At 61.4% G+C, this 23,417-nt stretch carries 23 protein-coding genes; 12 read left to right on the forward strand and 11 right to left on the reverse strand.

Annotated elements, in window-relative coordinates:
- Nucleotides 1-76: 76 nt before the first annotated feature.
- From B3C1_RS00730 to sppA, 3 genes are all read right to left on the reverse strand, one after another.
- Nucleotides 77-970: a DMT family transporter gene (locus B3C1_RS00730; protein WP_008482229.1), complete on the reverse strand. Its 894-nt coding sequence runs from the start codon at nucleotides 968-970 to the stop codon at nucleotides 77-79.
- Nucleotides 970-1,980: an asparaginase gene (gene ansA / locus B3C1_RS00735; RefSeq protein ID WP_008482231.1), complete on the reverse strand. Its 1,011-nt coding sequence runs from the start codon at nucleotides 1,978-1,980 to the stop codon at nucleotides 970-972. Before ansA ends, B3C1_RS00730 begins: the two co-directional genes overlap by 1 nt.
- Nucleotides 1,981-2,061: 81 nt before the next feature.
- Nucleotides 2,062-3,867, reverse strand: a complete 1,806-nt coding sequence (gene sppA / locus B3C1_RS00740; RefSeq protein WP_237750928.1) for a signal peptide peptidase SppA — start codon at nucleotides 3,865-3,867, stop codon at nucleotides 2,062-2,064.
- A 188-nt stretch (nucleotides 3,868-4,055) separates the two neighbouring features.
- Between sppA and B3C1_RS00745 the strand changes: the two genes are divergently transcribed.
- Nucleotides 4,056-6,083, forward strand: a complete 2,028-nt coding sequence (locus tag B3C1_RS00745; protein WP_008482234.1) for an oxidoreductase — start codon at nucleotides 4,056-4,058, stop codon at nucleotides 6,081-6,083.
- A gap of 33 nt (nucleotides 6,084-6,116) precedes the next feature.
- On the opposite strand, the gene fur is transcribed toward B3C1_RS00745, so the two are convergent.
- The gene (gene fur, locus B3C1_RS00750) at nucleotides 6,117-6,560 is read right to left on the reverse strand and encodes a ferric iron uptake transcriptional regulator (protein WP_008482235.1); all 444 of its coding nucleotides are present in this window, start codon (nucleotides 6,558-6,560) and stop codon (nucleotides 6,117-6,119) included.
- Nucleotides 6,561-6,688: 128 nt separating this feature from the next.
- On the opposite strand from fur, the gene B3C1_RS00755 reads away from it, so the two are divergent.
- A complete protein-coding gene (locus tag B3C1_RS00755; protein WP_035480647.1) occupies nucleotides 6,689-7,168 on the forward strand; it encodes a DUF4442 domain-containing protein in 480 nt (159 codons plus the stop codon).
- 29 nt (nucleotides 7,169-7,197) lie between these two features.
- Here the strand turns inward: B3C1_RS00755 and fldA are convergent, their stop codons facing one another.
- The 4 genes from fldA to B3C1_RS00775 are packed head-to-tail and all read right to left on the reverse strand — an operon-like array spanning nucleotide 7,198 to nucleotide 9,059.
- Nucleotides 7,198-7,725, reverse strand: a complete 528-nt coding sequence (gene fldA, locus B3C1_RS00760; protein ID WP_008482237.1) for a flavodoxin FldA — start codon at nucleotides 7,723-7,725, stop codon at nucleotides 7,198-7,200.
- Between the two features lie 5 nt (nucleotides 7,726-7,730).
- Entirely contained in the window at nucleotides 7,731-8,030 is a 300-nt protein-coding gene (gene ybfE, locus B3C1_RS00765; RefSeq protein WP_008482238.1) for a LexA regulated protein, read from the reverse strand.
- Nucleotides 8,030-8,251 carry a DUF2788 domain-containing protein gene (locus tag B3C1_RS00770; protein ID WP_008482239.1) on the reverse strand — a complete coding sequence of 74 codons (222 nt, stop codon included), beginning with the start codon at nucleotides 8,249-8,251 and terminating at the stop codon, nucleotides 8,030-8,032. The genes ybfE and B3C1_RS00770 overlap by 1 nt, the downstream gene beginning before the upstream one ends.
- Before the next feature lie 52 nt (nucleotides 8,252-8,303).
- The gene (locus B3C1_RS00775) at nucleotides 8,304-9,059 is read right to left on the reverse strand and encodes an alpha/beta fold hydrolase (RefSeq protein ID WP_008482241.1); all 756 of its coding nucleotides are present in this window, start codon (nucleotides 9,057-9,059) and stop codon (nucleotides 8,304-8,306) included.
- Between the two features lie 110 nt (nucleotides 9,060-9,169).
- Here B3C1_RS00775 and B3C1_RS00780 point away from each other — a divergent pair, with 110 nt between their 5' ends.
- The 9 genes from B3C1_RS00780 (at nucleotide 9,170) to B3C1_RS00820 (ending at nucleotide 19,786) form a co-directional block, all read left to right on the forward strand.
- Nucleotides 9,170-9,676 carry a hypothetical protein gene (locus B3C1_RS00780; RefSeq protein WP_008482243.1) on the forward strand — a complete coding sequence of 169 codons (507 nt, stop codon included), beginning with the start codon at nucleotides 9,170-9,172 and terminating at the stop codon, nucleotides 9,674-9,676.
- A 9-nt stretch (nucleotides 9,677-9,685) separates the two neighbouring features.
- Entirely contained in the window at nucleotides 9,686-11,317 is a 1,632-nt protein-coding gene (locus tag B3C1_RS00785; protein WP_008482245.1) for a phosphohexomutase domain-containing protein, read from the forward strand.
- Between the two features lie 83 nt (nucleotides 11,318-11,400).
- Entirely contained in the window at nucleotides 11,401-12,420 is a 1,020-nt protein-coding gene (gene astE / locus B3C1_RS00790) for a succinylglutamate desuccinylase (RefSeq protein ID WP_008482246.1), read from the forward strand.
- Between the two features lie 150 nt (nucleotides 12,421-12,570).
- Complete coding sequence (pdhA, locus tag B3C1_RS00795) at nucleotides 12,571-13,674, forward strand: pyruvate dehydrogenase (acetyl-transferring) E1 component subunit alpha (RefSeq protein WP_008482247.1); 1,104 nt, start codon at nucleotides 12,571-12,573, stop codon at nucleotides 13,672-13,674.
- A complete protein-coding gene (locus B3C1_RS00800) occupies nucleotides 13,667-14,650 on the forward strand; it encodes an alpha-ketoacid dehydrogenase subunit beta (protein ID WP_008482248.1) in 984 nt (327 codons plus the stop codon). The genes pdhA and B3C1_RS00800 overlap by 8 nt, the downstream gene beginning before the upstream one ends.
- On the forward strand, nucleotides 14,647-15,765 hold the full coding sequence (locus tag B3C1_RS00805; protein ID WP_008482251.1) for a dihydrolipoamide acetyltransferase family protein: 1,119 nt from the start codon (nucleotides 14,647-14,649) through the stop codon (nucleotides 15,763-15,765). The genes B3C1_RS00800 and B3C1_RS00805 overlap by 4 nt, the downstream gene beginning before the upstream one ends.
- 140 nt (nucleotides 15,766-15,905) lie before the next feature.
- Nucleotides 15,906-17,621 (forward strand): M14 family metallopeptidase, encoded by a 1,716-nt coding sequence (locus B3C1_RS00810; RefSeq protein WP_008482252.1) that lies wholly within the window; start codon nucleotides 15,906-15,908, stop codon nucleotides 17,619-17,621.
- Between the two features lie 63 nt (nucleotides 17,622-17,684).
- Nucleotides 17,685-18,209, forward strand: a complete 525-nt coding sequence (locus B3C1_RS00815; RefSeq protein ID WP_008482253.1) for a hypothetical protein — start codon at nucleotides 17,685-17,687, stop codon at nucleotides 18,207-18,209.
- A 251-nt stretch (nucleotides 18,210-18,460) separates the two neighbouring features.
- Nucleotides 18,461-19,786 (forward strand): SLC13 family permease, encoded by a 1,326-nt coding sequence (locus tag B3C1_RS00820; RefSeq protein ID WP_008482254.1) that lies wholly within the window; start codon nucleotides 18,461-18,463, stop codon nucleotides 19,784-19,786.
- Here B3C1_RS00820 and B3C1_RS00825 read toward each other — a convergent pair.
- The 3 genes from B3C1_RS00825 to B3C1_RS00835 form a co-directional block, all read right to left on the reverse strand.
- Nucleotides 19,783-20,724 (reverse strand): DUF3187 family protein, encoded by a 942-nt coding sequence (locus tag B3C1_RS00825; RefSeq protein WP_008482255.1) that lies wholly within the window; start codon nucleotides 20,722-20,724, stop codon nucleotides 19,783-19,785. The genes B3C1_RS00820 and B3C1_RS00825 overlap by 4 nt on opposite strands.
- An 87-nt stretch (nucleotides 20,725-20,811) precedes the next feature.
- Nucleotides 20,812-21,312, reverse strand: coding sequence for a hypothetical protein (locus B3C1_RS00830; RefSeq protein ID WP_008482258.1), 501 nt, complete (start codon nucleotides 21,310-21,312; stop codon nucleotides 20,812-20,814).
- Nucleotides 21,313-21,342: 30 nt separating this feature from the next.
- Nucleotides 21,343-22,383: a 3-deoxy-7-phosphoheptulonate synthase gene (locus B3C1_RS00835; RefSeq protein ID WP_008482259.1), complete on the reverse strand. Its 1,041-nt coding sequence runs from the start codon at nucleotides 22,381-22,383 to the stop codon at nucleotides 21,343-21,345.
- A 66-nt stretch (nucleotides 22,384-22,449) separates the two neighbouring features.
- Here B3C1_RS00835 and B3C1_RS00840 point away from each other — a divergent pair, with 66 nt between their 5' ends.
- Nucleotides 22,450-23,415, forward strand: a complete 966-nt coding sequence (locus B3C1_RS00840) for a 2-dehydropantoate 2-reductase (RefSeq protein WP_192813326.1) — start codon at nucleotides 22,450-22,452, stop codon at nucleotides 23,413-23,415.
- The last annotated feature ends 2 nt before the right edge of the window (nucleotides 23,416-23,417 follow it).

The following is a 23,417-nucleotide window of genomic DNA, read 5'->3' on the forward strand; positions in this document are numbered from 1 at the left end:
GACGGCAACTTCCCTCGCAATTGGCTTTCCAGCACAGTGCCTAGAGGGAAGGGCCCTTGTCAATGGGCCCCGGGGCCTATTTTTGCTGCTGCTTCAGTTTGGCCAACTGTTGTACCCCCAGGCCGGCCAAAATAAAGCCAAGACCCCAGAGGGTGGAGGGCAAAATGGCTTCTCCCACCAGGGTCGACAGCAGCCACAGGGACAGGAAAGGGGACAGGAAGATGAGGTTGGACAGCCTTGCGGTGTGGTCGCTCAGCTTCATGGCGCTTAGCCATAGCAAAAAGGCAAAGCCCATCTCAAAGGCACCGATATAGACAGCCCCCAAAGTGCCGCTCAGGCTGAAGTCAAAGCGCCCTTGCCATAAAAGCGCCCCTATCACCCCCGGCAACCCCAGGGCAAAGCCCAGCAGCAGGCTCAGTACCGGGTCGTCCTGGTGGCGGGTTTTGGCTATCCAATAGCCCGACCAGATAAGGGTGGAGGCCAGGGCCAGGGCCACTCCCAGGGGGCTGACAAAATCCAGGGTCCAAGGCTGGCCACGGGTGGCAATGACCAAGACCCCGGTATAGCCCAGCACTATGGCCAGGGCGTCAAAACGGCTGAGCTTTTGGCCGAGAAAGGGCACCGCCAGCAGGCTGAGGCTAATGGCCCAGGTGTAGTTAAGGGCCTGGGCCTGCTGGGCCGGCAGCAGATCGTAGGCGGCAAAGAGCACCAGGTAGTAACCGCAGGGGTTCAGGCAGCCCAGCAGCAGGTAGTAGCCTGGCCTGGTCTTTAGGAGCGGCCACAGCTGGCCCAGCTTTCCTTGCTTGGCCGCCACCAGGGTCAGGATAACCAGGGTAGTGAGGGAGGCCACCAGCAGCATCTGGGCCGTGCCAAGCTCCCGTAAGGTGAGCTTGAAGGCGCTGGCCACGGTGGACCACATCAGCACCGTGGCCAGGGCAAAGAGCAGGGCCTTGGACTCGTTCTTGGCCATCAGACGCTGAGCTCGCCCCGCAGGTTTTCGGCCAGCTGTTCCCGCACTGCTTTGGGGCTGAGGTTTTGGCTGAACAGGAAATGGAGCTTGGTCAGGGCCGCTTCTACCGTCATGTCGCCCCCGGAGATGACGCCGCAGGCGGCCAGGCCGGTGCCGGTGGCATAGCCGGTCATATTGACCGCGCCTTTAAAGCACTGGCTGAGGTTGATCACCACTATGCCTTGCTCCGAGGCCTTCTCCAGGGCCGCCAGCAGCTTGGGGTTGCTGGGGGCATTGCCCACCCCGTAGCTTTGCAGGATCAGGGCCTTGACCGGCTGCTGGATAAGGTTGCTGATGATAAGGGGGTCTATGCCCGGGTAGAGGCGCACCATGCCGATGGGTTGGGGGGTGATACGGTGGACCTTGAAATCCCCCTTTGGCTGCAGGGCCTGCTTGGCCCCCACCTTGCGAATTTGGATGCCCGCTTCCAACAGCGGCGGGAAGTTGGGGGAGGCAAAGGCGTCAAAACCGTCGGCATGGGCCTTGGTGGCGCGGTTGCCGCGAAACAGCTGGTTGTTGAAGAACAGGCTGACTTCGGCGATGGGGTAGTCGGCGGCCAGGTAGAGGGCGGTCAGCAGATTTTCCTGGCCGTCGGAGCGCAGCGCCGACAGGGGGATCTGCGAGCCGGTAACGATAACCGGCTTGCCGAGGTTTTCCAGCATGAACGACAGGGCCGAGGCGGTGTAGGCCATGGTGTCGGTACCATGCAGGATCACGAAGCCGTCGTACTGGTCATAGTGCTGCTGGATGTCGTCGGCGATATGCTGCCAGTCCGCCGGGGTCATGTCGGAGCTGTCCATCAGCGGGCAGTATTCATGGATATCAAAGTCCGGCATCTCGGGGCGCTGGAAGTCCGGGTGGCTCTTGACGTGCTCCACCAGATAACCGGGCACCGGCACATAGCCTTTGGCGGATTTTTGCATGCCGATGGTACCGCCGGTGTAGGCGACGTAGATGCGCTTTTTGGCCATGAACTGCTCCTGTAGAACCATTGGCGCGCATTATAAGAAAAAACCGGGCCAGGGCCCGGTTTTTTGTGGTCTTACAAGTTGTTACTCGTAGCCGCAGTCGCGGCAATACAGGTACATGCCTTGGGGGTCCTGCATCTCCACCAGGGGAGCCACTTCCTTGTCCAGGGCCTTGAGCAACTGGCTGACCCAAGGGGTTTGGGATGTCTGCATACCGGCGGCCAGTTTGGCGGCGTCGCCGAACAGGGCCTGCATGAACTCCTCTTTGGGGCTCAGGGGGCGCTTGACCTGCTCTACCTTGTACTTGTCCAGGCCTGCCATCTGGGCGGCGTCATCGATAGCCACCTGGATGTCGCCCAGCTTGTCCACCAGGCCCAGTTCCTTGGCTTGGGCACCAATCCAGATACGGCCCTGGGCGATCTGGTTGACCTGTTCCTTGGTCATGTTGCGGCTCTCGGCCACCAGGTTGAGGAAGCGGTCGTAGCCGTTTTCAACGTTGGCCTGGATGATGGCCTTGAAGTTGTCGGACAAAGGCCGGGTCAGGGTCAGGCCGGCGTAGTCGGAGGTGCCGACACCGTCACTGTGCACGCCGATGGCGTCCAGGCTGTTCTCGAAGGTGGCCAGCAGCCCGAAGATGCCGATAGAACCGGTCAGGGTAGTGGGGTGGGCGACGATTTCGTCGGCACTGGCGGAGATCCAGTAGCCGCCGGACGCCGCATAGGTACCCATGGACGCCACCACTGGCTTGCCGGCCTTTTTCAGCTCCAGCAGTTCCTTGCGGATGATTTCACTGGCAAAGGCGCTGCCGCCGGGGCTGTCGACCCGCAGCACCACGGCCTTGATGTCGTCATCCAGGCGGGCCTGGCGCAGCAGGGCGGCGATGGTGTCGCCACCGGACATGTTCACCGGCGCTTCGCCGTCCACTATTTCACCCTGGGCCACTACCACGCCCACTTTCGGACCCGGTTTGGGCATCGGCAGTTTGGGATGGATGATGGACAGGTAGTCGTCAAAGCTGATGCGGCGGTAGTGATGGTCCTCGTCTTCCCCGGTCAGGGCGATAAGGGCCTGGTCCATCTCTTCGCGGGAAGCCAGCTTGTCCACCAGGCCTTCTTTGAGGGCCAGTTGGGCAAAGTCGGCACCGGCGCCTTTGAAGCGAGCCGGCAGGTTATCCAGCATGGCGTCCAGGGCACCGGGCTCGAGCTTACGCAGCTCAACAATCTTGTCCTGGTATTGCTGCCACAGGGCGCCCAGGAAGACGCGGTTGGCTTCCTTGGCCGGCTCGGACATGTCGTCGCGGATATAGGGCTCCACCGCCGACTTGAAGGTACCGACCCTAAACACATGGGTGGTGATCTTCAGCTTGTCCAGCAAGGACTTGTAGTAGATGCGGTAGCGGCCAAAACCGTCGATGGACATAAAGCCCACGTCGTTGAGGTAGATGGTGTCGGCGTAGGCGGCCAGCAGGTATTGGCCCTGGGTGTAGTAGTCACCCTTGGCGATCACCTGTTTGCCGGCGGCCTTGAAGTCGTTGATGGCGTCACCGATGGTCATCAGCTTGTCGGGACTGGTAGTCCACAGGCCATCGAGTTTGAGCACCATCAGCTTGATGCGGTTGTCGTCCTTGGCGTTCTTGATAACGTCCAGCACGTCGCTCATCTGAATTTCGGGGGGCTCCTTGCTGCCTTGCAGCTCCTGGGCCACCGCCTCCAGAGGATCGACGGTCTTGGCCTTCTCGACCAGCACGCCGTCCAGGTTCAGCAGCAGGGCGCCGTCTTTGGGCACTTCCGGCCCTTCGCTTTCACCCAAAGAGCCGATAATGGCGATCACGATGAAGAGCACCAACAAGCTCATCACCAGGCGGCGAAGGCCATTCAGGGCCTTCCACATGATGGAAAAAACCTTTTTTAACATCGTCAGCATAGGGGTCTGTGCTTCCTTGATCTTCAATGTCTTTTGGCATGCTATGGCATGCTATGGCATAGCGGGGCCGATGCGAAGCCGAATTTGTAACGGTTTGTTGATTCCAACTCATCGGATGAGTAGGCTTGCCAAAAAAGAAAAGGAACACTTGAGCGATGAATGCAGCCTATCCCCATATGCTCAGCCCCCTGGACCTGGGTTTCACCACCCTGAAAAACCGGGTGCTGATGGGTTCCATGCACACCGGCCTTGAAGAAGAAAAAAATGGCTTTGAAAAGATGGCCGCCTTCTACAAGGCCCGCGCCGAAGGCGGCGTCGGCCTTATCGTCACCGGCGGCATAGCCCCCAACTTCCGTGGCCGCCTGGCGCCTTTTGGCAGCCAGCTGTCCTTTGGCTTCCAGGCCAAAAAGCACAAGGTGGTGACCCAGGCGGTCCATGAGGCCGGCGGCAAGATCTGCCTGCAAATTCTCCATGCCGGCCGTTATGCCTACCATCCCTTTTCCCTGGCCCCCAGCGCCAAGAAGGCCCCCATCAACCCCTTCAAGCCCGGCGCCATGTCCGAGCGGCAGATAAAGGGCACCATCAAGGCCTTTGCCAAGACCGCCTACCTGGCCCAAAAGGCCGGCTATGACGGGGTCGAGGTGATGGGCTCCGAGGGTTACCTTATCAACCAGTTCCTGGCCAGCCGCACCAACAAGCGTAGCGATGCCTGGGGCGGCAGCTTTGAAAACCGCGCCCGCCTGGCCCTGGAGATCGTCCGTTCGGTGCGCAGCCGGGTCGGCAGCGACTTTATCATCATCTTCCGGCTGTCGATGCTGGAGCTGGTGGAAGAGGGCATGACCTGGGACGACGCCGTGCAGCTGGCCCGCTGGCTGGAAGAGGCCGGGGTGACCCTGATCAACACCGGTATCGGTTGGCATGAGGCGCGCATCCCCACCATCGTCACCTCGGTGCCAAGGGCCGCCTTTAGCTGGGTCACCGCCAAGATGAAGGCCGAGGGCCTCAAGGTGCCCCTTATTACCACCAACCGCATCAACGACCCCCAGGTGGCCGAGGAGATCCTGCAAAGTGGCCAGGCGGACATGGTGTCCATGGCAAGGCCGCTGCTGGCCGACCCGGATTTCGTCAACAAAGCTGCCGCAGGCCGCGCCGACCGCATCAACACCTGTATCGCCTGTAACCAGGCCTGCCTGGACCACGTGTTCGAGCAGAAAAGGGCCAGCTGCCTGGTCAACCCCCAGGCCTGTTTTGAAACCGAATTGATCTTCAAGACCGCCGCCAGCCCCAAACGCATCGGCGTGGTGGGGGCGGGCCCGGCCGGTATGGCCTTTGCCTGCTACGCCGCCGAGAAGGGCCATCAGGTGGTGCTGATGGACGCCGCCGCCGAGCTTGGTGGCCAGTTCAACTACGCCAAGCGCATTCCCGGCAAGGAAGAGTTCTACGAGACCCTGCGCTACTTCAAAAACCGCCTGGCTGACCTGGCTGTGGAAGTGCGCCTGAACGCGCCCCAGACCGCCGAGGGCTTGGCCGAGGCCGGTTTTGACGAGCTGGTTATCGCTACCGGCATCAACCCGCGCCGGCCGGCCATAGACGGCGTCGGCCATAGCAAGGTGCTGAGCTACCTGGACGTGCTGCGGGACAACAAGCCGGTGGGCAAGAAGGTGGCCATTATCGGCGCCGGTGGTATCGGCTTTGACGTGGCCGAGTTCCTGGCAGAACAGGGCCCCTCGGCCAGCCTCGACAAGGACCGCTGGCTGGCCCAGTGGGGCGTGGACCAGGCTCTGGGCACGGCGGGCGGCCTTAAGGTGCCGCAAAAACCTGAGGCCCACCGGGAGATCTGGCTGTTGCAGCGCAAGGCCAGCAAGGTGGGTAAGGGCCTTGGCAAAACCTCCGGCTGGGTGCATCGCCAGACCCTCAAAGACTTTGGGGTCAAGATGTGGTCAGGGGTGAGCTACGAGCGCATCGACGATGCCGGCCTGCATATCCGCAAGGGCGAACAGACCATGGTGCTGGATGTGGACCAGGTTGTGCTCTGCGCCGGCCAGGAGCCCAACAAGGGCCTGTGGCAGGCCTTGGCCGACAAGGGCGTGCAGGCGCACCTTATCGGTGGCGCCGACGTGGCGGCTGAGCTCGACGCCAAGCGCGCCATTCGCCAGGGCGCCGAATTGGCGGCCCGGCTCTAGGAAAAAAAGAGGCCAGGATAACCTGGCCTCTTTTCAGTCTTCACCGCGACGGCGTTTGTCGCATGAGACGGTGTCTTCACACTCGCCGTAGAGGTAGAGACTGTGGTGCGTCAGTTTGATGTGGTTGGTTTTAGCCACTGCTTTCTGGCGCTGTTCAATGACCTCATCCATAAACTCCACCACCAAGCCGCACTTTAGGCAGACCAGATGGTCGTGGTGGTGTTTTTGGGAGAGTTCGAAGACGGATTTGCCGCCTTCAAAGTGATGGCGGGTAACGATACCGGCGTCATCGAACTGGTTCAGTACCCGGTAGACGGTGGCCAGGCCGATCTCTTCGCCCAGCTCAATGAGCTTTTTGTAGAGATCTTCGGCACTGATGTGCTGGAAGTCGGGCTGTTGCAGCAATTCAAGGATCTTGACCCTGGGCAGGGTGACCTTGAGGCCAGCGTCGCGCAGCGCTTGATTCTCGTCCGCCATGAATGGTCCTGTTCGTGTTTTGGGCGGGATAGCCCGCGTTGGTTATCAGGAGAAAGGTACCCAAGTGGGCCGGCCTTTACCAGTGGCATGATACCAGTATTTGTTCGATTTTATCGATTAGGTGAATGATGAAAGCATGGTTGTTTAAAAAAGGTACGCGGATCCGGCATCTGCTGAATTTCTGGCCGCCTTTTCTGTTTACGGGGATCCGTATCGTTGAATTGTCTGAAGATTTTCGCCGTTGCCGGGTGGAGCTGAAAAACCGGCCCTGGACCAAAAATGCCAACGGTACCCAGTTCGGCGGCAGCCTCTTTGCCATGACAGACCCCATCTATGCGTTGATGCTGATGGGGATACTGGGCAAGCGCTACCATGTCTGGGACAGGGCCGCCAAAATCCATTTTGAGAAGCCCGGTGTAGGTAAAGTCTACGCCGAATTCCAGGTGACAGAGCAGATGCTGGCCGAGATTGAAGGGGCGACGGTGGCCGGGGAGAAGCACCTGCCGCAGATCGTCACCGACGTCAAAGACGGCAAAGGGGACCTGGTGGCCAAAATAGAGCGAACCCTCTATATCCGCCTCAAGCGCCGCTACCGCCCCGGCGTCTGAAAAAAAGCCCCTCAATCGAGGGGCTTTTTTTAGTCTTCCAGTTCGGCCAGGCACATCTCTTCGTATACCTGCTTGACCCACTTCTCCACCCGCTCGGCGGTGAGTTCGGGCTGGCGATCTTCGTCGATGCCCAGGCCAATAAAGTGGTTGTCGTCGGCCATGGCCTTGGAGGCCACATAGGTGTAACCCTCGGTGGACCAATGGCCGATGATGGTGGCGCCTTTGGCTTCGATGATGTCGCGCAGGGTGCCCATGGCGTCGAGGAAGTACTCGGCGTAGTCCTCCTGGTCGCCGCAGCCGAAGATGGCTACCAGCTTGTCGGAGAAGTCGATTTCTTCGAGGGTGGGGAAGAAATCGTCCCAGTCGCACTGGGATTCACCGTAGTACCAGGTGGGAATGCCGAGCAGCAGCAGGCTGAAGCCCTCGATGTCTTCCTTGCTGGACTTGGCGATGTCGTGGACTTCCACCAGGTGCTTGCCCAGCTGCTTCTGGATCATTTTGGCGACGGCTTCGGTGTTACCGGTATCGCTGCCGAAGAAGAGACCTACAGATGCCATTCGACTCAATTCCTCTCGGTGTTGGCGGCATCGAGCTCCTCGACGCCGGCTTTCAATATGTTTTCTATCAATTCGCTACGGCTGATGCTTTGCGCTTTGGCCAGATCGTTGAGGGTATCAAAGAGGGCGGATTCGACTTTCAGTTCCACCCTTTTCAGCCCTTTTTGTTTGTCTCTTTTGATCTGGTTCCGTTTGTTGACCTTCAGTTGTACCTGGCGCGGGAGGGGATTGGTTTTTGGACGCCCCCGGCGTTTTTCCTCGGCAAACAGGTCAATGGTTATCCTGTCCGAACTCTCTTTGGCCATTAACCGATACCTGAACTTTCCCAGATGAGTCTAATCACTTCTTTGGAGATAAACCCCGCACACCCCAGAAAGAGCACCAGCCAGACGATATAGCGGCCGAACTTAGGTACGTTTCCCCTTTTCAGCACATCCTGGATGGCCAGGCCTATCAATACGAAGATGGCCAGAAAAAACAGGTTGAGGCCTATCGCCTCTAGGGTTTCATAGTGCTCTGCCAGCATGGACTGCCGTTACCCTTCACAAGAACCGCCGGATTATACCCAAGGCGACCGGTCAGCTCAAAAAGTCCCTGACCAACTTATTGAACACGGCCGGTTTCTCGGCGTGCAGCCAGTGCCCGGTGCCGCTGATGACCTTGAGTTTGGCCCCAGGAAAGCGTTCCTGCACGGCGCCGCTGTGGGCCTCGGTCAGGTAAGGGGAGTCGCCGCCCTTGATAAAGAGGGTAGGGCCGCTAAAGGGCTGGCCTTCGGGGGCCTTGAGCACCTCGTCATAACGGGACACCAGCACCGGCACGTTAAGGCGCCAGTAAAAGCCCTGTTCGCCCTTTTGCAGGTTCTTGAGGATAAAAAGCCGCACCCCGGGCTCGCTGATATAGGGGCTGACCGCCTCTTCCACTTCTTTGCGGCTGTTGTAGCCGGCCGGGTCGACGTGGGTCAGGGCCTCAAAGACGTTGTCGTGGTGGCGGTGCTGGTAGGTGACAGGGGCTATGTCGGCCAGTACCAGGCGCGCCACCCGCTCGGGGTGACTCAGGGCCACCTGCATCACCACCTTGCCCCCCAGGGAGTGGCCCACCAGGTGCGCCTTGGCAATGCCCAGGGCGTCCATCAGGCTGATGATGTCTTCGCTCATGGCGTTGAGGCTCATGTCGTCGCTGTGAAAGGACTTGCCGTGGTTACGCAAGTCCACAGTGGTGACGGTAAAGGCATCTTCCAGGGCCCGGGCCAAATTGCCGAGGTTGTCCAAGGACCCGAACAGGCCATGGACCAGAATAACGTCGGGGCCCTGGCCCCTTTGCTGATAATTGAGCATCTGCTGCCTCCTACAAGGGGCTGCTATTGTGCAAAGGTCGAGGCGGGCATGCAAATGGCGGCTGCCTATGTATAATCGCCAAAGACATGAACAAGACCTTGAGATAAGGCATGAAAACCATCGAAGTCGATGACGAGCTGTATCACTACATCGCATCCAATACCCAGAACATCGGCGAAAGCGCCTCCGAGATCCTGCGCCGCCTGCTGGGCTTCGCCCCCCTGGAAAAGCCGCAAGAAAAGCTTCAGGACAAGCCCCAGGTCGCCAGCACTGCCGCCGTTGCGGCTGCTCCTGCTGCCCCAGCCGCCAAACCGCAGATGGAAGCCAACAGCGCCGTCGGCCGCTTTATCGGCGCCCTGACCGAGCTTTACCAGCGCCATGGTGACGCCTTTGGGGTGGTGCTCAATATCCGGGGCCGCGACCGCCTCTACTTTGCCACCAGCAGCGAAGAGCTGAACCAGGCTGGCAAGTCCACCAATCCCAAGGCCATCAGCGGTAGCCCATACTGGGTAGTGACCAACAACAACACCGAGAAAAAACGCACTATCGTGGCGCAAGTCATGGCGGAGTTAGGTTACGACGAGGAAGCTGTCAAAGCCTTTGCCGACAAGATCTAGGGAGAGCAGATGTCACTACACCCCAACGCGGGCAAGATGCCGGCGGCCCAAAGCCTGATTGACCCAAGCGAACTGGTCACCGCCTTTTTCACCTTGCAGCCCGATATTACGGTACCGGCCCAACGGGTCAGTTTCGGTACCTCCGGCCACCGGGGCTCTAGCCTCAACAAGGCCTTTAACGAGGCCCACTTGCTGGCAGTGGCCCAGGCGGTGGCCGATCACCGTAAAGAGCAGGGCATCAGCGGCCCTTTGTACCTGGGCTTTGATTCCCACGCCCTCTCTTACCCGGCCTTTGCCACCGTGCTTAGGGTATTGATCGCCAACGCCGTTACCGTGCGTTTTGAAGACCGCCAGCTGACCCCGACCCCGGCGGTGTCCCACGCCATTTTGGCCCACCAGGGCAATGCCGACGGCCTGATCTTGACCCCTTCCCACAATCCCCCGGAAGACGGCGGCATCAAGTACAACCCCCCAGATGGCGGCCCGGCCGACACCAATGTCACCAAGGTGATCCAGTCCAGGGCCAACGCCTACCTCGAAGCCCACCTCGAAGGGGTGCAAACCCTGAGCTTCGAGCGGGCCATGGCCAGCCCCCATGCCGAACGCTTCGACTTCATGGCCGATTACGTGCATCGCCTCGGGGAAGTGGTAGACATGGAGGCCATCAAGCGGGCCGGCCTGCGCCTGGGGGTACACCCCATGGGCGGCGCCGCTATCGACTACTGGCACGCCATTGCCCAGCATTGGGATCTGAACATCAGCCTGGTGGAAGACCGGGTCGACAGCCGCTTTGGCTTTATCCCCTGCGATCATGACGGCAAGATCCGCATGGACTGCTCCAGCCCCCATGCCATGGCCAGCCTGATTGCCGTCAAGGACAAGTTCGACCTGGCCCTGGGCAACGACACCGACGGCGATCGCCACGGCATCGTCACCCCGGACGCCGGGCTCCTTAACTGCAACCGCTACCTGGCGGTGGTGGTGGACTACCTGATAAAGCACAGGCCGCACCTGCCCCAGACCCTGGGAGTGGGCACCACCGTGGTGACCAGCGCCCAGGTCGGCCGGGTAGCCCGCGCCGCCGGCCGGCCCTTTATGGAAACCCCGGTCGGGGTCAAATGGTTTGTCGAAGGCCTCTTTGGCGGCCAGCTGATTTTCGGCGGTGAAGAGTCCGCCGGCGGCACCTTCGTCACCCAGGACGGCAAGCCCTGGAGCACCGACAAGGACGGCATCATCATGTGTCTGCTGGCCGCCGAGATACAGGCGGTTACCGGCAAGAGTCCCAGCCAGTACTACCAGGACGTGATTGAAGCCCAGTTTGGTGCCACCTGGTACCAGCGTATCGACGCCCCCATCACCGACGCCCTCAAGGCCGGCTTTGCCCGCCTCGACAGTGCCGTGGCCCAAGGGGCGGTGCTGGCCGGTGAACCGGTAGCCGACGCCTTTACCCGGGCGCCGGGCAACGACGCGGCCATTGGCGGCCTGAAGGTGGTGATCGAAAGTGGCTGGTTTGCCGCCCGTCCGTCCGGGACCGAGCCCATCTACAAGATCTACGCCGAGAGCTTTAAAAGCCAGGCGCACCTGGATGCCATCATTAAGGATGCACAAGCGCTATTGGCCGACTGGCTGGCCAAGGCGTGATAAAAACGTGCCAATAAAGCCTGTAATAAAAGCGCCCCGGTGGCGCTTTTATCTTGCCCTGCCTTAGCGTCAAGGGAGACGTCATGTTCAAGGATAACGATATCCTCGCCTTTACCCTGGCCCACCCCGAGGGGGCCGAGCCGGCGTCCTTTACCACAGCCCAGGGCCTGACCCTGGACATCTGGGACAGCGGCATTTTCTGCCTGACCCCCCCAAACCCCGGCCGCAAAGACATCATTCTGTCTTGCGGCGTCCACGGCAACGAAACCGCCCCCATCGAAATCGTCCGGGACTTGGCCAAGGCGCTGTTGAGCGGCCAGCTGCCCTTGGCGCACCGGCTGCTGATCCTTATCGGCAACCCGCCGGCCATCAATGCCGGCAAGCGGGAGCTGGAAGAAAACCTCAACCGCCTCTTTAGCGGTGCCCACGCCAAGGGCGGCAGCGACAACGGCGAGCGGCGCCGGGCCAAGGCCCTGGAAGAGGCGGTGGCCCGTTTCTACAACGCCCGCCCCGGCGCAGAGCGCCAGGATGCCCTGCGCCTCCATTACGATCTGCACACCGCCATTCGCGGCTCGCGGCACGAAAAGTTCGTGGTCTACCCCTTCCTGCACGGCAAGCCCCGCAGCCGCGAACAGGTGATGTTCCTGGCCGCCTGCGGGGTCGATACGGTGCTGCTGTCGGAAAGCCCCACTACCACTTTCAGTTACTTTTCCACCCAGCAGTTTGCCGCCCACGGCTTTACCGTGGAACTGGGCAAGGTCAGGCCCTTTGGCGAGAACGACATGAGCCGTTTTGCCGCCGCAGCGCAAAGCCTGGCGGCCCTGGTCAGCCAGGCCGAGCTGGTCCTACCGCCTTATGACGAGACAAAGCTTAACCTGTACCGCATCAGCCGGGTGATCAATAAAACCAGCGAAGCCTTTCGCTTTACCTTCGGTGAGGATGTGGAGAACTTTACGCCCTTTCCCCAGGGCCACCTGTTGGCCCAGGACGGCGACTTGGAACACAGGGTAGCGCTGGCAGAAGAAGCGGTGATCTTCCCCAATGCCAAGGTGGCGATAGGGCAGAGGGCTTGCCTGTTGGTAACCCGCACCCAGCTTGATTGATGACAAAGCCCCGCCAGCAGCGGGGCTTTTTTAAGACTGGTCTGATGACTGACTTTGCCTTGAAAGGAAGTTTACGTAAAGGTAAAGTCAGCGCAGTTCATCCATTGGGGGAGAACCGGCGCCGCCGGTTCTGGAATAGAAGGTTTTTGTATGACCTTTACGTCAAAGTCAACTGTCACCCAGGTGCGTTACCTGGATGACGAAGGCAACGTGGTTCAGCCGCTACCCGCCTGGGCAGACGACCTGGATCTGTTGATCAACTTCTATAAAAACATGGTGCTGGTGCGCACCTACGATAAAAAAGCTATCGCCCTGCAGCGTACCGGGCAGATGGGCACCTATCCGTCGCACCTGGGTGCCGAGGCCGTCGGTATCGGTGTGGGCATGTCCATGGCGGTAGAAGACGTCTATGTGCCCTATTACCGCGATATGCCCACCATGCTGATGCGCGGCGCCACCATGGTGCACAACATGCTCTATTGGGGCGGCAGCGAACAGGGCAGCTATTTTAACCGCCCCGACGGCCAGCTGTCCGAAGACTTTCCCATCTGCGTTCCCATCGCCACCCAGTGCACCCATGCCACCGGCGTGGCCGCCGCCTTTAAGCTGCGCGGCGAAAAGCGGGTAGCGGTTACCTCCATCGGTGACGGCGGCACCTCCAAAGGGGACTTCCTCGAAGCCCTCAACTGCGCCGGTGCCTGGCAGCTGCCCTGCGTCTTTGTGATCAACAACAACCAGTGGGCCATCTCGGTGCCCCGCACCATCCAGTGCGGTGCTCCCACCCTGGCCCAGAAGGCCGTGGGCGCCGGCATCCCCGGGGTGCAGGTGGACGGCAACGACATCATCGCCGTCTTTGACGTGATGAAAAAGGCCCTGGAACGGGCCCGTACCGGCAAGGGTACCACCCTGGTAGAAGCGGTTTCTTACCGTTTGTCCGACCACACCACCGCCGACGACGCCACCCGTTACCGCCCGGCCGAAGAAGTGAACGACGCCTGGAAGCGCGAGCCCATCAAGCGCCTGCGCCAATACCTGCACAATCAAGGGGTCTGGGACGAAACCAAGGAACTGGCCTGGCAGAGCGACTGCAACCAGCAGGTGCAAGCCGCCGTGGAGCAGTACCTGGCCACCACCCAAGAGCCTCCCGAGGCCATGTTCGATTACCACTACGAGTCCCTTGGGGAACCGCTGGCCAGCCAGCGCCAGCAACTGATCAACAAGGCCATGCGCATGGCGGGAGGTAACCATGGCTAAGGTGACGCTGCTCGAAGCAGTGAACATGGCCCTGCACCATGAAATGGCGGCCGACGAGAACGTGGTGTGCCTGGGTGAAGATATCGGTACCAACGGCGGCGTGTTCCGGGCCACCGTAGGCCTCAAGGACAAGTTCGGCTTCAAGCGGGTGATGGACACCCCCTTGGCCGAGGGCCTGATTGGCGGCCTGACCGTGGGCATGGCCTCCCAGGGCCTGCGCCCGGTGGCGGAATTCCAGTTCCAGGGTTTTATCTTCCCGGCCATGGAGCAGATCATCTGCCAGGCGGCCCGTATGCGCAGCCGCACCCGTGGCCGCATCACCCTGCCGCTGGTTTACCGGGCGCCCTTTGGTGGCTTTATCCATGCCCCCGAGCACCACAGTGAAAGCGTCGAAGCCCTGTTTGCCCATATCCCGGGCCTGCGGGTGGTGATCCCCTCCAGCCCGGCCCGCGCCTATGGGCTGCTGCTGGCGGCCATTCGCAGCAATGACCCGGTGATGTTCTTCGAACCCAAGCGCATCTACCGCACCGTCAAACACGAGGTGCAAGACAACGGCCAGGCCCTGCCTTTGGACGTGGCTTTTATCCTGCGCCAAGGCGCCGACATCACCCTGGTCAGCTGGGGCGCGTCGGTCAACGAAACCCTGGTGGCCGCCGAGCAGCTGGCCGAGCAGGGGATCAGTGCCGAGGTCATCGACCTTGCCACCATCAAGCCTCTTGATATCGACACCATTTTGAAATCGGTACGCAAGACCGGGCGCCTTTGCATCGTCCATGAGGCGGCCAAGAGCTTTGGTGTGGGCGCCGAAATCGCCGCCCAGGTGGCCGAGAAGGCCCTTTGGGATCTCAAGGCGCCTATCGCCAGGGTCACCGGCTACGACGTCACCATGCCCTACTACCAAAACGAGAAGTACTACCAGATCCACCCGGAAGACATTCTTCTGGAAGTGAAAAATGTCATGGAGCACAGCGCATGAAATACTTCAAACTGCCCGACCTGGGCGAAGGTTTGCCCGAAGCCGAAATCGTCGAATGGCATGTCAAGGCCGGTGACGAGGTAGAGGTGGACCAGGTGCTGGCCTCCATGGAAACCGCCAAGGCCATCGTCGACGTCCCGTCCCCCATCAAAGGCACCATCGCCAAGCTGTTTGGCGAAGTAGGGGATGTGATCCACACCGGCTCCCCCCTGGTGGGCTTTGAAGGGGAAGAAGAAGACGCCGGCACCGTGGTGGGCAAGGTCTCCGGCCATGGCGCCGTAGCCGGCGGCGAAGACAGCTTTGTGGCCGGTAACGCCATGGCGCCGGTAGCCGGTTCACGCATCCAGGCCCTGCCAGCCACCCGCCTGCTGGCCAAGCAGCTGGGTGTGGATATCGAAGAACTTAAAGGCAGTGGCAACGGCGGCGTGGTCACCGAAGCGGACGTGCAAAAGGCCTTCGAAGCCGACGACAGCCTGTCCAACAACGAGATCATCAAAGGTGCGCGCCGCGCCATGACCGACGCCATGCGCCACGCCTTTGAAACCGTAGTGCCGGTAACCCTGATGGACGACGCCGACGTCTCCAACTGGGAGCCGGGCCAGGACCCGACGGTGCGGCTGATCCGGGCCATGAGCGACGCCTGCGCCGCCGAACCGGCCCTGAACGCCCATTTCAACGCCGCTACCTACAGCCGCCGCCTCTTTGACAAGGTGGACCTGGGGATAGCGGTGGACAGCCCCCACGGCCTCTATGTGCCGGTGCTGAGGGACATCGCCAACCGCGATACCCAAAGCCTGCGCCAAGGCCTGGACAAGATGATCAAGGACGTCAAGGACCGCCGGGTACCCCAGGACGAGCTCAAGGGCGCCACCATCACCCTGTCCAACTTCGGCGCCATTGCCGGCCGTTACGCCAATCCCATCATCACGCCGCCCCAGGTGGCCATAGTGGGGGCAGGGCGCAGCTATGAAACGGCCGTGCTCAAAGACGGCCAATGGCAAGCCAAGAAAATGCTGCCCCTGTCGGTGACCATGGACCACCAGGCCTGCACCGGCGGCGAAGCGGCCCGTTTCCTAAAAGCCCTCAAGGCTTCTTTGGAAAAACCGGCCCTCTAAAGCCGGATACTGTTTTGCGTGTGAAGTGAAGCCGGCGTCAGCCGGCTTTTTTGCGTCCGCCCTGCCATCAAGGCGGCTGCCCGAGTCCGCCTTGAGCTTGGCTTGCAAGCCAGGTAAAACAGCAAAAAAGGAGAAAAATCATGCTGCTACCCTTGTTGCTTGGCGCCCTTGTGGCGGCCCCCTTGCCCCCCGAATTGCCCTGGCAGGGTAAGACCCTGGCCCTTATCGACAGCCAAAACCCTACCCCGGCCGAGGCCAGCCAGTTCCAGACCACCCCGGATTACGACGCCACCCTGGCCTACCTCAAGGCCCTGGCCAGCGCCCACCCAGAGCTGAAGCTTGCCCGCTTCGGCAAAAGCGGCCAGGGGCGCGATCTGTGGGTGGTCACCTTGGGCCAACCGGGTAACGGCAAGCCCACCTTGCTGTTGCAGGCGGGCATTCATGCCGGGGAGATAGACGGCAAGGACGGCGGCCTGATGTTCCTGCGCGACTGGGGTGCCGGCCAGCACCGGGACTTGCTGGCCAAGGTCAACCTGGTGTTTGTGCCCATCTTCAATGCCGACGGCCACGAAAGGGCCAGCCCCTTTAACAGACCCAACCAGCGCGGCCCCCAGAACATGGGCTGGCGCGCCAATGCCCGCAACCTCAACCTCAACCGCGACTACACCAAACTGGACAGCCCCGAGATGCAAGCCATGGTGGGGCTTATCAACCAGGTGGACCCCAGCCTCTATATCGATGTGCATGTGACCGACGGCGAAGACTGGCAGTACGACAGCCTGGTGGCCATCAACACCACCTACGCCCCGGCCAGCAGCCGCTGGCTGACCCGGGTTTTTCGGCCAAGGCTCTATCGGGATCTCAAGGCCCTTGGCCACCAGCCGGGGGACTTTTTATTCCTGGAAGACGGCCGCCAGCCCGACAAAGGCGCCATCTTGTGGCAGGCCGAGCCGCGCTATTCCAATGGCTATGGCCCCCTTCGCAACCTGCCGACCGTGCTGGTGGAAAACCACAGCCTAAAAGGCTACCAGCGGCGGGTGCTGGGGACCTATGCCTTGGTGCAAAGCGCCCTTGAACTGCTGGTCGAGAAGGGCACTGACTTGCAGGCGGCCATCGCCGCCGACCGGGCAGCCCGGCCGGCGCAGCTGCCCCTGGCCTTTGGCCGGGGCGATGCCCCCACCCTGACCACCCTGGCCGGTGTCGCCTTCGAGCATTATCAAAGCCCCATTTCCGGGCGCCAGGAGATCCGCTGGCTGGGCCGCCCCCAAAGCTGGCCCAAGGTGCCGGTCTGGCCCATGGACAAAGCCACCGTCACGGCAACGCGCCCCAAGGCCTACCTTATTCCGGCCCAGTGGCAGCAGGTAATAAGCCGCCTTGCCGAGCAGGGCATTGCCATGACCCGCCTCGACAGCCCCACCCAGGTCAAGGCCCGGCAATTTTGGATAGACGGCGCCGACTTTGCCGCCAGCCCCTATGAGGGGCACTTTCGGGTCAACCCCAAGGGCCATTGGCAGGAGGTGACCCAAACCCTGCCAGCCGGCTCGGTGCGCATCAGTACCGACCAGCCCCTTGGCAACCTGGCCATGGTGCTGCTGGAGCCGGCGGCGCCGGACAGCTTCTTGCAATGGGGCTTTTTCAATACGGTGTTCAGCCGCACCGAGTACATGGAGGGTTATGTGGTAGAGCCCATGGCCAAGGCCATGCTGGCTGACCCGGCCATCAAAGCCGCCTTTGACAAGGCCCTTGCCGACCCGGCCTTTGCCAAGGACCCGGATGCCAGGCTGCGCTGGTTCTATGAGCGCAGCCCCTATTACGATAAGGCCTATCTGCGCTACCCGGTGCTGCGCCAAGAGTAAGGATGATGGCAGCCTGCCAAAGACAGTGCTTCACTTGGTGGAACCCTGTAGTGAGGAGGTGTTATGAAACGCGCTTTACTCTGTGCAACCCTGGCCATGGCAGCTGGCCTGGCCCAGGCCGGTGAGGCCGACGCCAAGGCCCAGATCAAAGACGCCCTGATGGCGGGCCCGGCCGCCATCACCGGCGATGCCACCATCATGGCGTGGTCCGGTGAGGTGCTGCGCCAAGGGCATAACGGCTGGGTCTGTTACCCCGGCCCCCATGTCAACGGCAAAAGCAGCATGTGCCTGGACGGGCTCTGGCAGCGCTGGGCCAAGGCCTGGATGGGCAAGACCGACTTTAAACCCGACGCCATGGGCATGGCCTACATGCTGGCCGGGGATGAAGGGTCCAGCAATACCGATCCCTTTGCCGAGTCGGCCACTGCCGACAACCAATGGGTGGTGGAAGGGCCGCACCTGATGATACTGGTACCGGATCCGGCCCTGCTGGAGGGGATAAGCACCGATCCCAACCAGGGTGGGCCCTATGTGATGTGGAAGGGCACCCCCTATGCCCACATCATGGTGCCGGTCGGCCCCAGGTAAGAAAAAGGCCAGTTACAGCGACCGTTTAGCCACAGGAGCTGGGCATTTTTGGCCCGCCCCTGTGGCAATCGCAAATTCCTCAGAAAGACACCGAACCGGCCTTGCTGACCACTCAGGGCTGTTTTGGCGCCACTGAGGCGGCAAAGGCCAGTCAAAAGACCACCAAGGGCCAGTGGGCAACAACTGGTCAGGCTCGATCCCCGGGGGGATCTTTGCCACTATTAGGCCCCCAATAATCATCTCCTACGCTTATGGTTTCTCGTCTTATCCAGTTGCTGGCCCTGCTGGTCAGCGCTTATCTGGTGGTGGCTACGCCACTTGCCGGGCAGGTCAATGCGGGCCTTGCCATCCTGATCCTGGCCGGTGTGCTGTGGATGACCGAAGCCTTGCCGGTCACCATCACCGCCTTGCTGATCCCGGTCCTAGCGGCCCTTTTGCATATTCTGGATGTCAAAACGGCTTTGGCCAGTTTTGCCGATCCCATCATCTTCCTGTTCCTGGGCGGTTTTGCCCTGGCCTCTGCCCTTAAAGAGCAGGGCCTGGATAAAGCCATGGCCTCGGCGGTGATGCGCCTGGCAGGCGGCCGCTTCTGGTTGTCGGTGCTGCTGCTGTTCGCCACTGCCGCCTTCCTGTCCATGTGGATAAGCAATACCGCCACGGCGGCCATGATGCTGCCCTTGGTGCTGGGCCTCCTTAAAAGGCTGGATGAAGAGCCGTCTCCCGGTACCAAGGTGTTCGTGCTGCTGGGGGTGGCCTACTCGGCGAGCCTGGGCGGTATGGGTACCTTGGTCGGCAGCCCCCCCAATGCCATTGCCGCTGCCTACCTGCACCAGGGCTTTGATGACTGGCTGAAGGTGGGCATGCCCATGGTGGCCCTGCTGTTGCCGGTGGCCTGGCTGCTGCTTTACTGGCAACTCAAGCCCAGCCTCAACCAGAGGGTTGAAGCCAAGCGTGAAGATTTCGTGTGGACCCGTGCCCGGGTGCTGACCCTGGTGGTCTTTGCCGTCACCGTGGTGTGCTGGATTGGTTCTTCACCCCTGAGCAAGGCCTTGGGCGGTATCAAGGGCCTAGATAGCCTGGTGGCCCTGGGCGCGACCGTGTTGGTAGGCGCCCTTGGCCTGTCTTCCTGGAAGGCCATAGAGCGGGACGTGGACTGGGGTGTATTGCTGCTGTTTGGCGGTGGCCTAACCCTGTCGACCATCCTCAAGGTGACCGGCACCAGTGCCTGGCTGGCCCAGGGCCTGTCTGAGGTGACCCAAGGGGCGCCGGTCTGGCTGCTGTATGGCCTTATCGCCCTGTTCGTGGTGTTCCTGACCGAACTGGCGTCCAACACCGCCAGTGCTGCCTTGTTGGTACCGCTCTTTGGCGGCATTGCCGCCGAGCTGGGCCTGCCGGTTGAGAACATGGCGGTGCTGATTGCCATTGCGGCGTCCTGCGCCTTCATGCTGCCGGTGGCCACGCCACCTAATGCCATCGTCTTCGGTACCGGCCTGGTACCCCAGAAGACCATGATGCGCACCGGCCTGTGGCTGAACCTGGCGGCGGTGGTGATCCTGACCCTGGTGTTTGGGACTTAAAGCTGCCAGCGGTAGGCCAGGGTAAAGGCAATATCGGCACTGTTGTCATGGGAGACGGCGTTTTCCGTCATCGTCAGCTCCAGTGCCGAATCCTGCCATTGGTAGCGATAGCCCAGCATCAGCTCGTGGACTTCGTCACTCAGTTGCCCCATGTCCTTGGCCAGCCCCTGGGATAAGTGGTATTCCACCAATACGCTGTGGGCCTGGGCCAACTGGTAGCGATAGCCCACAGCGGCGTTCCAGTTGGTGTCCCTTAGGGGGATCCCCAGGTAATCGTCGTCATTCCTGTGGCTGACCCCTGCCATCAGATGCAGCCTGTGCCCTGCCAGGGGGGTCAGGCTGTAGTTAAGCTGCAGGCCCTGCTCGAAGCGGCTCTGGGAAAAAGGTCCACCTACGTCATTCCAAAAGAGGCTGCCCCCCAGGCTCAGGGCCTGGCGCTCGTACCCCCAGAGATAATGTTCCAGGTACAGATCCAAGGTGCGGTCCAGGCTTTCGCCGTTAAAGCCGCGCCATTCCCTGTCGCCGATACGCAGGTGGCTGTCGTGGCGGGGAACATCGTCACGGCCGTTCTGGCTTATGCCCAGGGTGCGGTGGAAGGCCTTGGTCAGGCTATCGAGATGGTTGTTACCCACCCAGTGATAGGCGGCGCTGCCGTGCAGGCGCCAGTCCTCGGCCAGGTTGGTAGCCGCGCTCAGGGCCACTTCGTTCTGGTAATAGTCGAAAAAGTAACTGCCATCCTGGGCATCGTCCCAGATGGAGGCGATGGCGGCCCGGGCCGAAAAACGGCTGGGGCCCTGGTGGGCGTCGGCTGCTTCGTGGAGCTTGGGTACCAGGGTGCTTGACAGTATGGGAGATTGGCTGGCGACGTCCAGAGGACCAAAGTCGGCGGCCATGGCGGGGCTCAGCAGTAAGGCGAGACAGCAATAGGCTTTCTTCATAGTACAACTCCCTGTGAAACCGTTGTGGCTATTTTCCCACCCTGAAGTAGGGCTAGAAAGGCTTTTCAAACAAACAGTTAGTTTCCGTTAAAAACGTCTACGGAAAGACAGGGACAAGGCAACCTCCTTGTCGGCGGGCAGGGACTGGTCGCTGAGGTTCAGTTCCAGACTGTTGCCTTGCCAAAGGTAGCGATAGCCCAGGGTGCGTTGCACCAGGGGAAGGGGGGTGGGACTGGCAGGGTCGAGCTGGCGCCTTTTGTATTCGGCCAGCCATTCCTGGCTGGTACCGGCTCGGTAGCGGTATTGCACCCCTTCGTTTTCAAAAGGCTGACCCAGCAGCAGCACCAGTTTGTGGCGAAGGGGGCGGACCGGTTCAGGGGTCACGTGGTTGCTGGCAGCCAGGCCAAAACCCAGACCTTCTTGCACCCCTTGGGTGCGGGCCTGCCAGAGGAAGACCAGGCTGGTTTCCCGGCTGTGCAGGGGTTGTGACAAGCTATAAACGCCACCCGAGGGTGGCGCCAGGGGCGCATCGTCCATGGCGCAGACTGGCAGGGCCAGGGTCCAGAGCAAGCAGCAAGCAGCGCGCATGGGGCTGCCCCTTTTTTGTTATGACCTTATTTATGCTTTAGCACATTGGCGCCGCCCTTGGACGGCTTTTGCCAGTCCGTCGAGCAATACCAGACTTTCGTCCCAGCCCAGGCAGGCGTCGGTAATGGACTTGCCGTAACTCAGGCTGGCCTTGGGGCCTTCAGGCTGGCTGCCCGCTTCCAAAAAGCTCTCCACCATTACCCCAAAGATCCGGTGCTCACCGGCGGCCAACTGGGCGCCGATGTCGGCAGCCACCTGGTGCTGGCGCTGGTATTCCTTGCGGCTGTTGCCGTGGGAGCAGTCCACCATCAGCCGCTCGGGCAGGGCGGCGTGACGAAGGGCTGCGCAGGCCGCCTCTATCGCCTGTGCCTGGTAGTTGGGTTGCAGGCCACCGCGCAGAATCAGGTGGGTCTGGGCATTGCCGGCGCTGGCCAGGGCCTGGAGTTGGCCCTGGTCGTTGGGGCCGAACAGCAGGTGGCTATCGGCGGCTGCGCGAATGGCGTCGATGGCGATACGCACGTTACCGTCGGTACCGTTCTTAAAGCCCACAGGGCAGGGCAGGGCCGAGGCCAGGGCCCGGTGTACCTGGGATTCGGTGGTGCGGGCGCCGATAGCGCCCCAGCTCACCAGATCGGCCAGGTAATGGCCTGTGGTGAGGTCCAAAAATTCGGTAGCCAGGGGCAGGCCCAATTGGTGCAGGTCCAGCAGCAACTGGCGGGCTTGGGTCAGGCCCTGGTTGACGTCAAACTGCCCGCAAAGCTCCGGGTCGTACACCAGGCCTTTCCAGCCGTGGCGGGTACGGGGCTTTTCAAAATAGACCCGCATCACCAGCAGCAGTTGCTTCTGGTAGCGGGCTTGGATGGCGGCCAGGCGCTGGCCGTATTCCAAAGCGGCCTTGGGGTCGTGGACGGAGCAGGGGCCTATGACCACCATCAACCTGTCGTCCTTGCCGGTGAGAATATCGCTAATGGCCTGGCGTTTGGCGGCCACGGCCGCCGGGTCGGTCAGCGCCAGGGACGCTTTGAGTGCCCCAGGGCTGACCAGGGGCAGGGGGGTTCCGAGGAACGTCATGAAAATCCTGTTCTTTCCCCGGCGCCACTTGTACGCTGGGGCAAATATTTGTACGGCATTATATGCGTGATCATCGATAAGACGAATGTTCTGGTGGCCGGTGCCGGCTGTATCGGTACCTGGTTGGGTGCCAGGCTGCAGGCAGCGGGGGTGGATGTCACCTATCTGGGCCGCGCCGCCACCCAGGCGCGCCTGGCCAAAGGGCTGACCATCAGTGGCCTAGGGGACCCCTTGTCCCTTGCCGAGCTCAAGGTGGTGCAGCAGGCCGATGGGCCCTTCGATTGGGTGATCGTGGCCTGCAAGCGCACCGACACCGAGGCCCTGCTTGGCGCCATAGCCCCGGCGTTGGCCTCGCAGCCCACCCTTATCGTGGCGCAAAACGGTCTGGGAGCCGCCGAGCGGGTGGCGGCGCTATCTGGCTGCAATGCCCAGCCCATCATGGTGCCTTTTAACCTGGTCTGGCGCGGCCAGGGCCAGCTGCACCAGGGCACCGGCGGCCAGGTGATGGTGCCCAAGGCCTTGGGGGCCTTTGCCCACGCCTGGGGCGCCCAGGCGGTGGAGGATATCCAAGGGGTATTGGCCGGAAAGCTGCTTTTAAACCTCAATAACGCCATTAACGGCCTCTGTGGCTTGCCGCTGGTGGAAGAGTTGTCCCAGCGAGGCTATCGCCAGGTGTTGGCCGGCGCCCAGAAAGAAGCCTTAAAGGTGTTTAAGGCCATGGGGGTTAAGCCGGCCAAGCTCACCGGGGCACCACCGGCGCTGCTCCCTTATGTGCTGGCTTTACCGGACGGCGCCTTTAGCCGCCTGGCCAAGGAGCTGCTGGCCATGGACAGCCAGGCCCGCTCTTCCCTTTATGACGATCTGGCCGCCGGCCGGGCTACCGAAATTGCCTTTCTCAACGGCTATGTGGTGGCCCAAGGGGAAAAACTCGGTGTTGAGACCCCCATCAACCGCCATCTGCAGGCCCTGGTCAGGGAGGCGGAAAGGGCAGGGCAATGCCCCGGCCTTGGGGCCGACGCCTTGCTGCCTTGATA

The organism is Gallaecimonas xiamenensis 3-C-1, from assembly GCF_000299915.1.
Lineage (GTDB): Bacteria > Pseudomonadota > Gammaproteobacteria > Enterobacterales > Gallaecimonadaceae > Gallaecimonas > Gallaecimonas xiamenensis.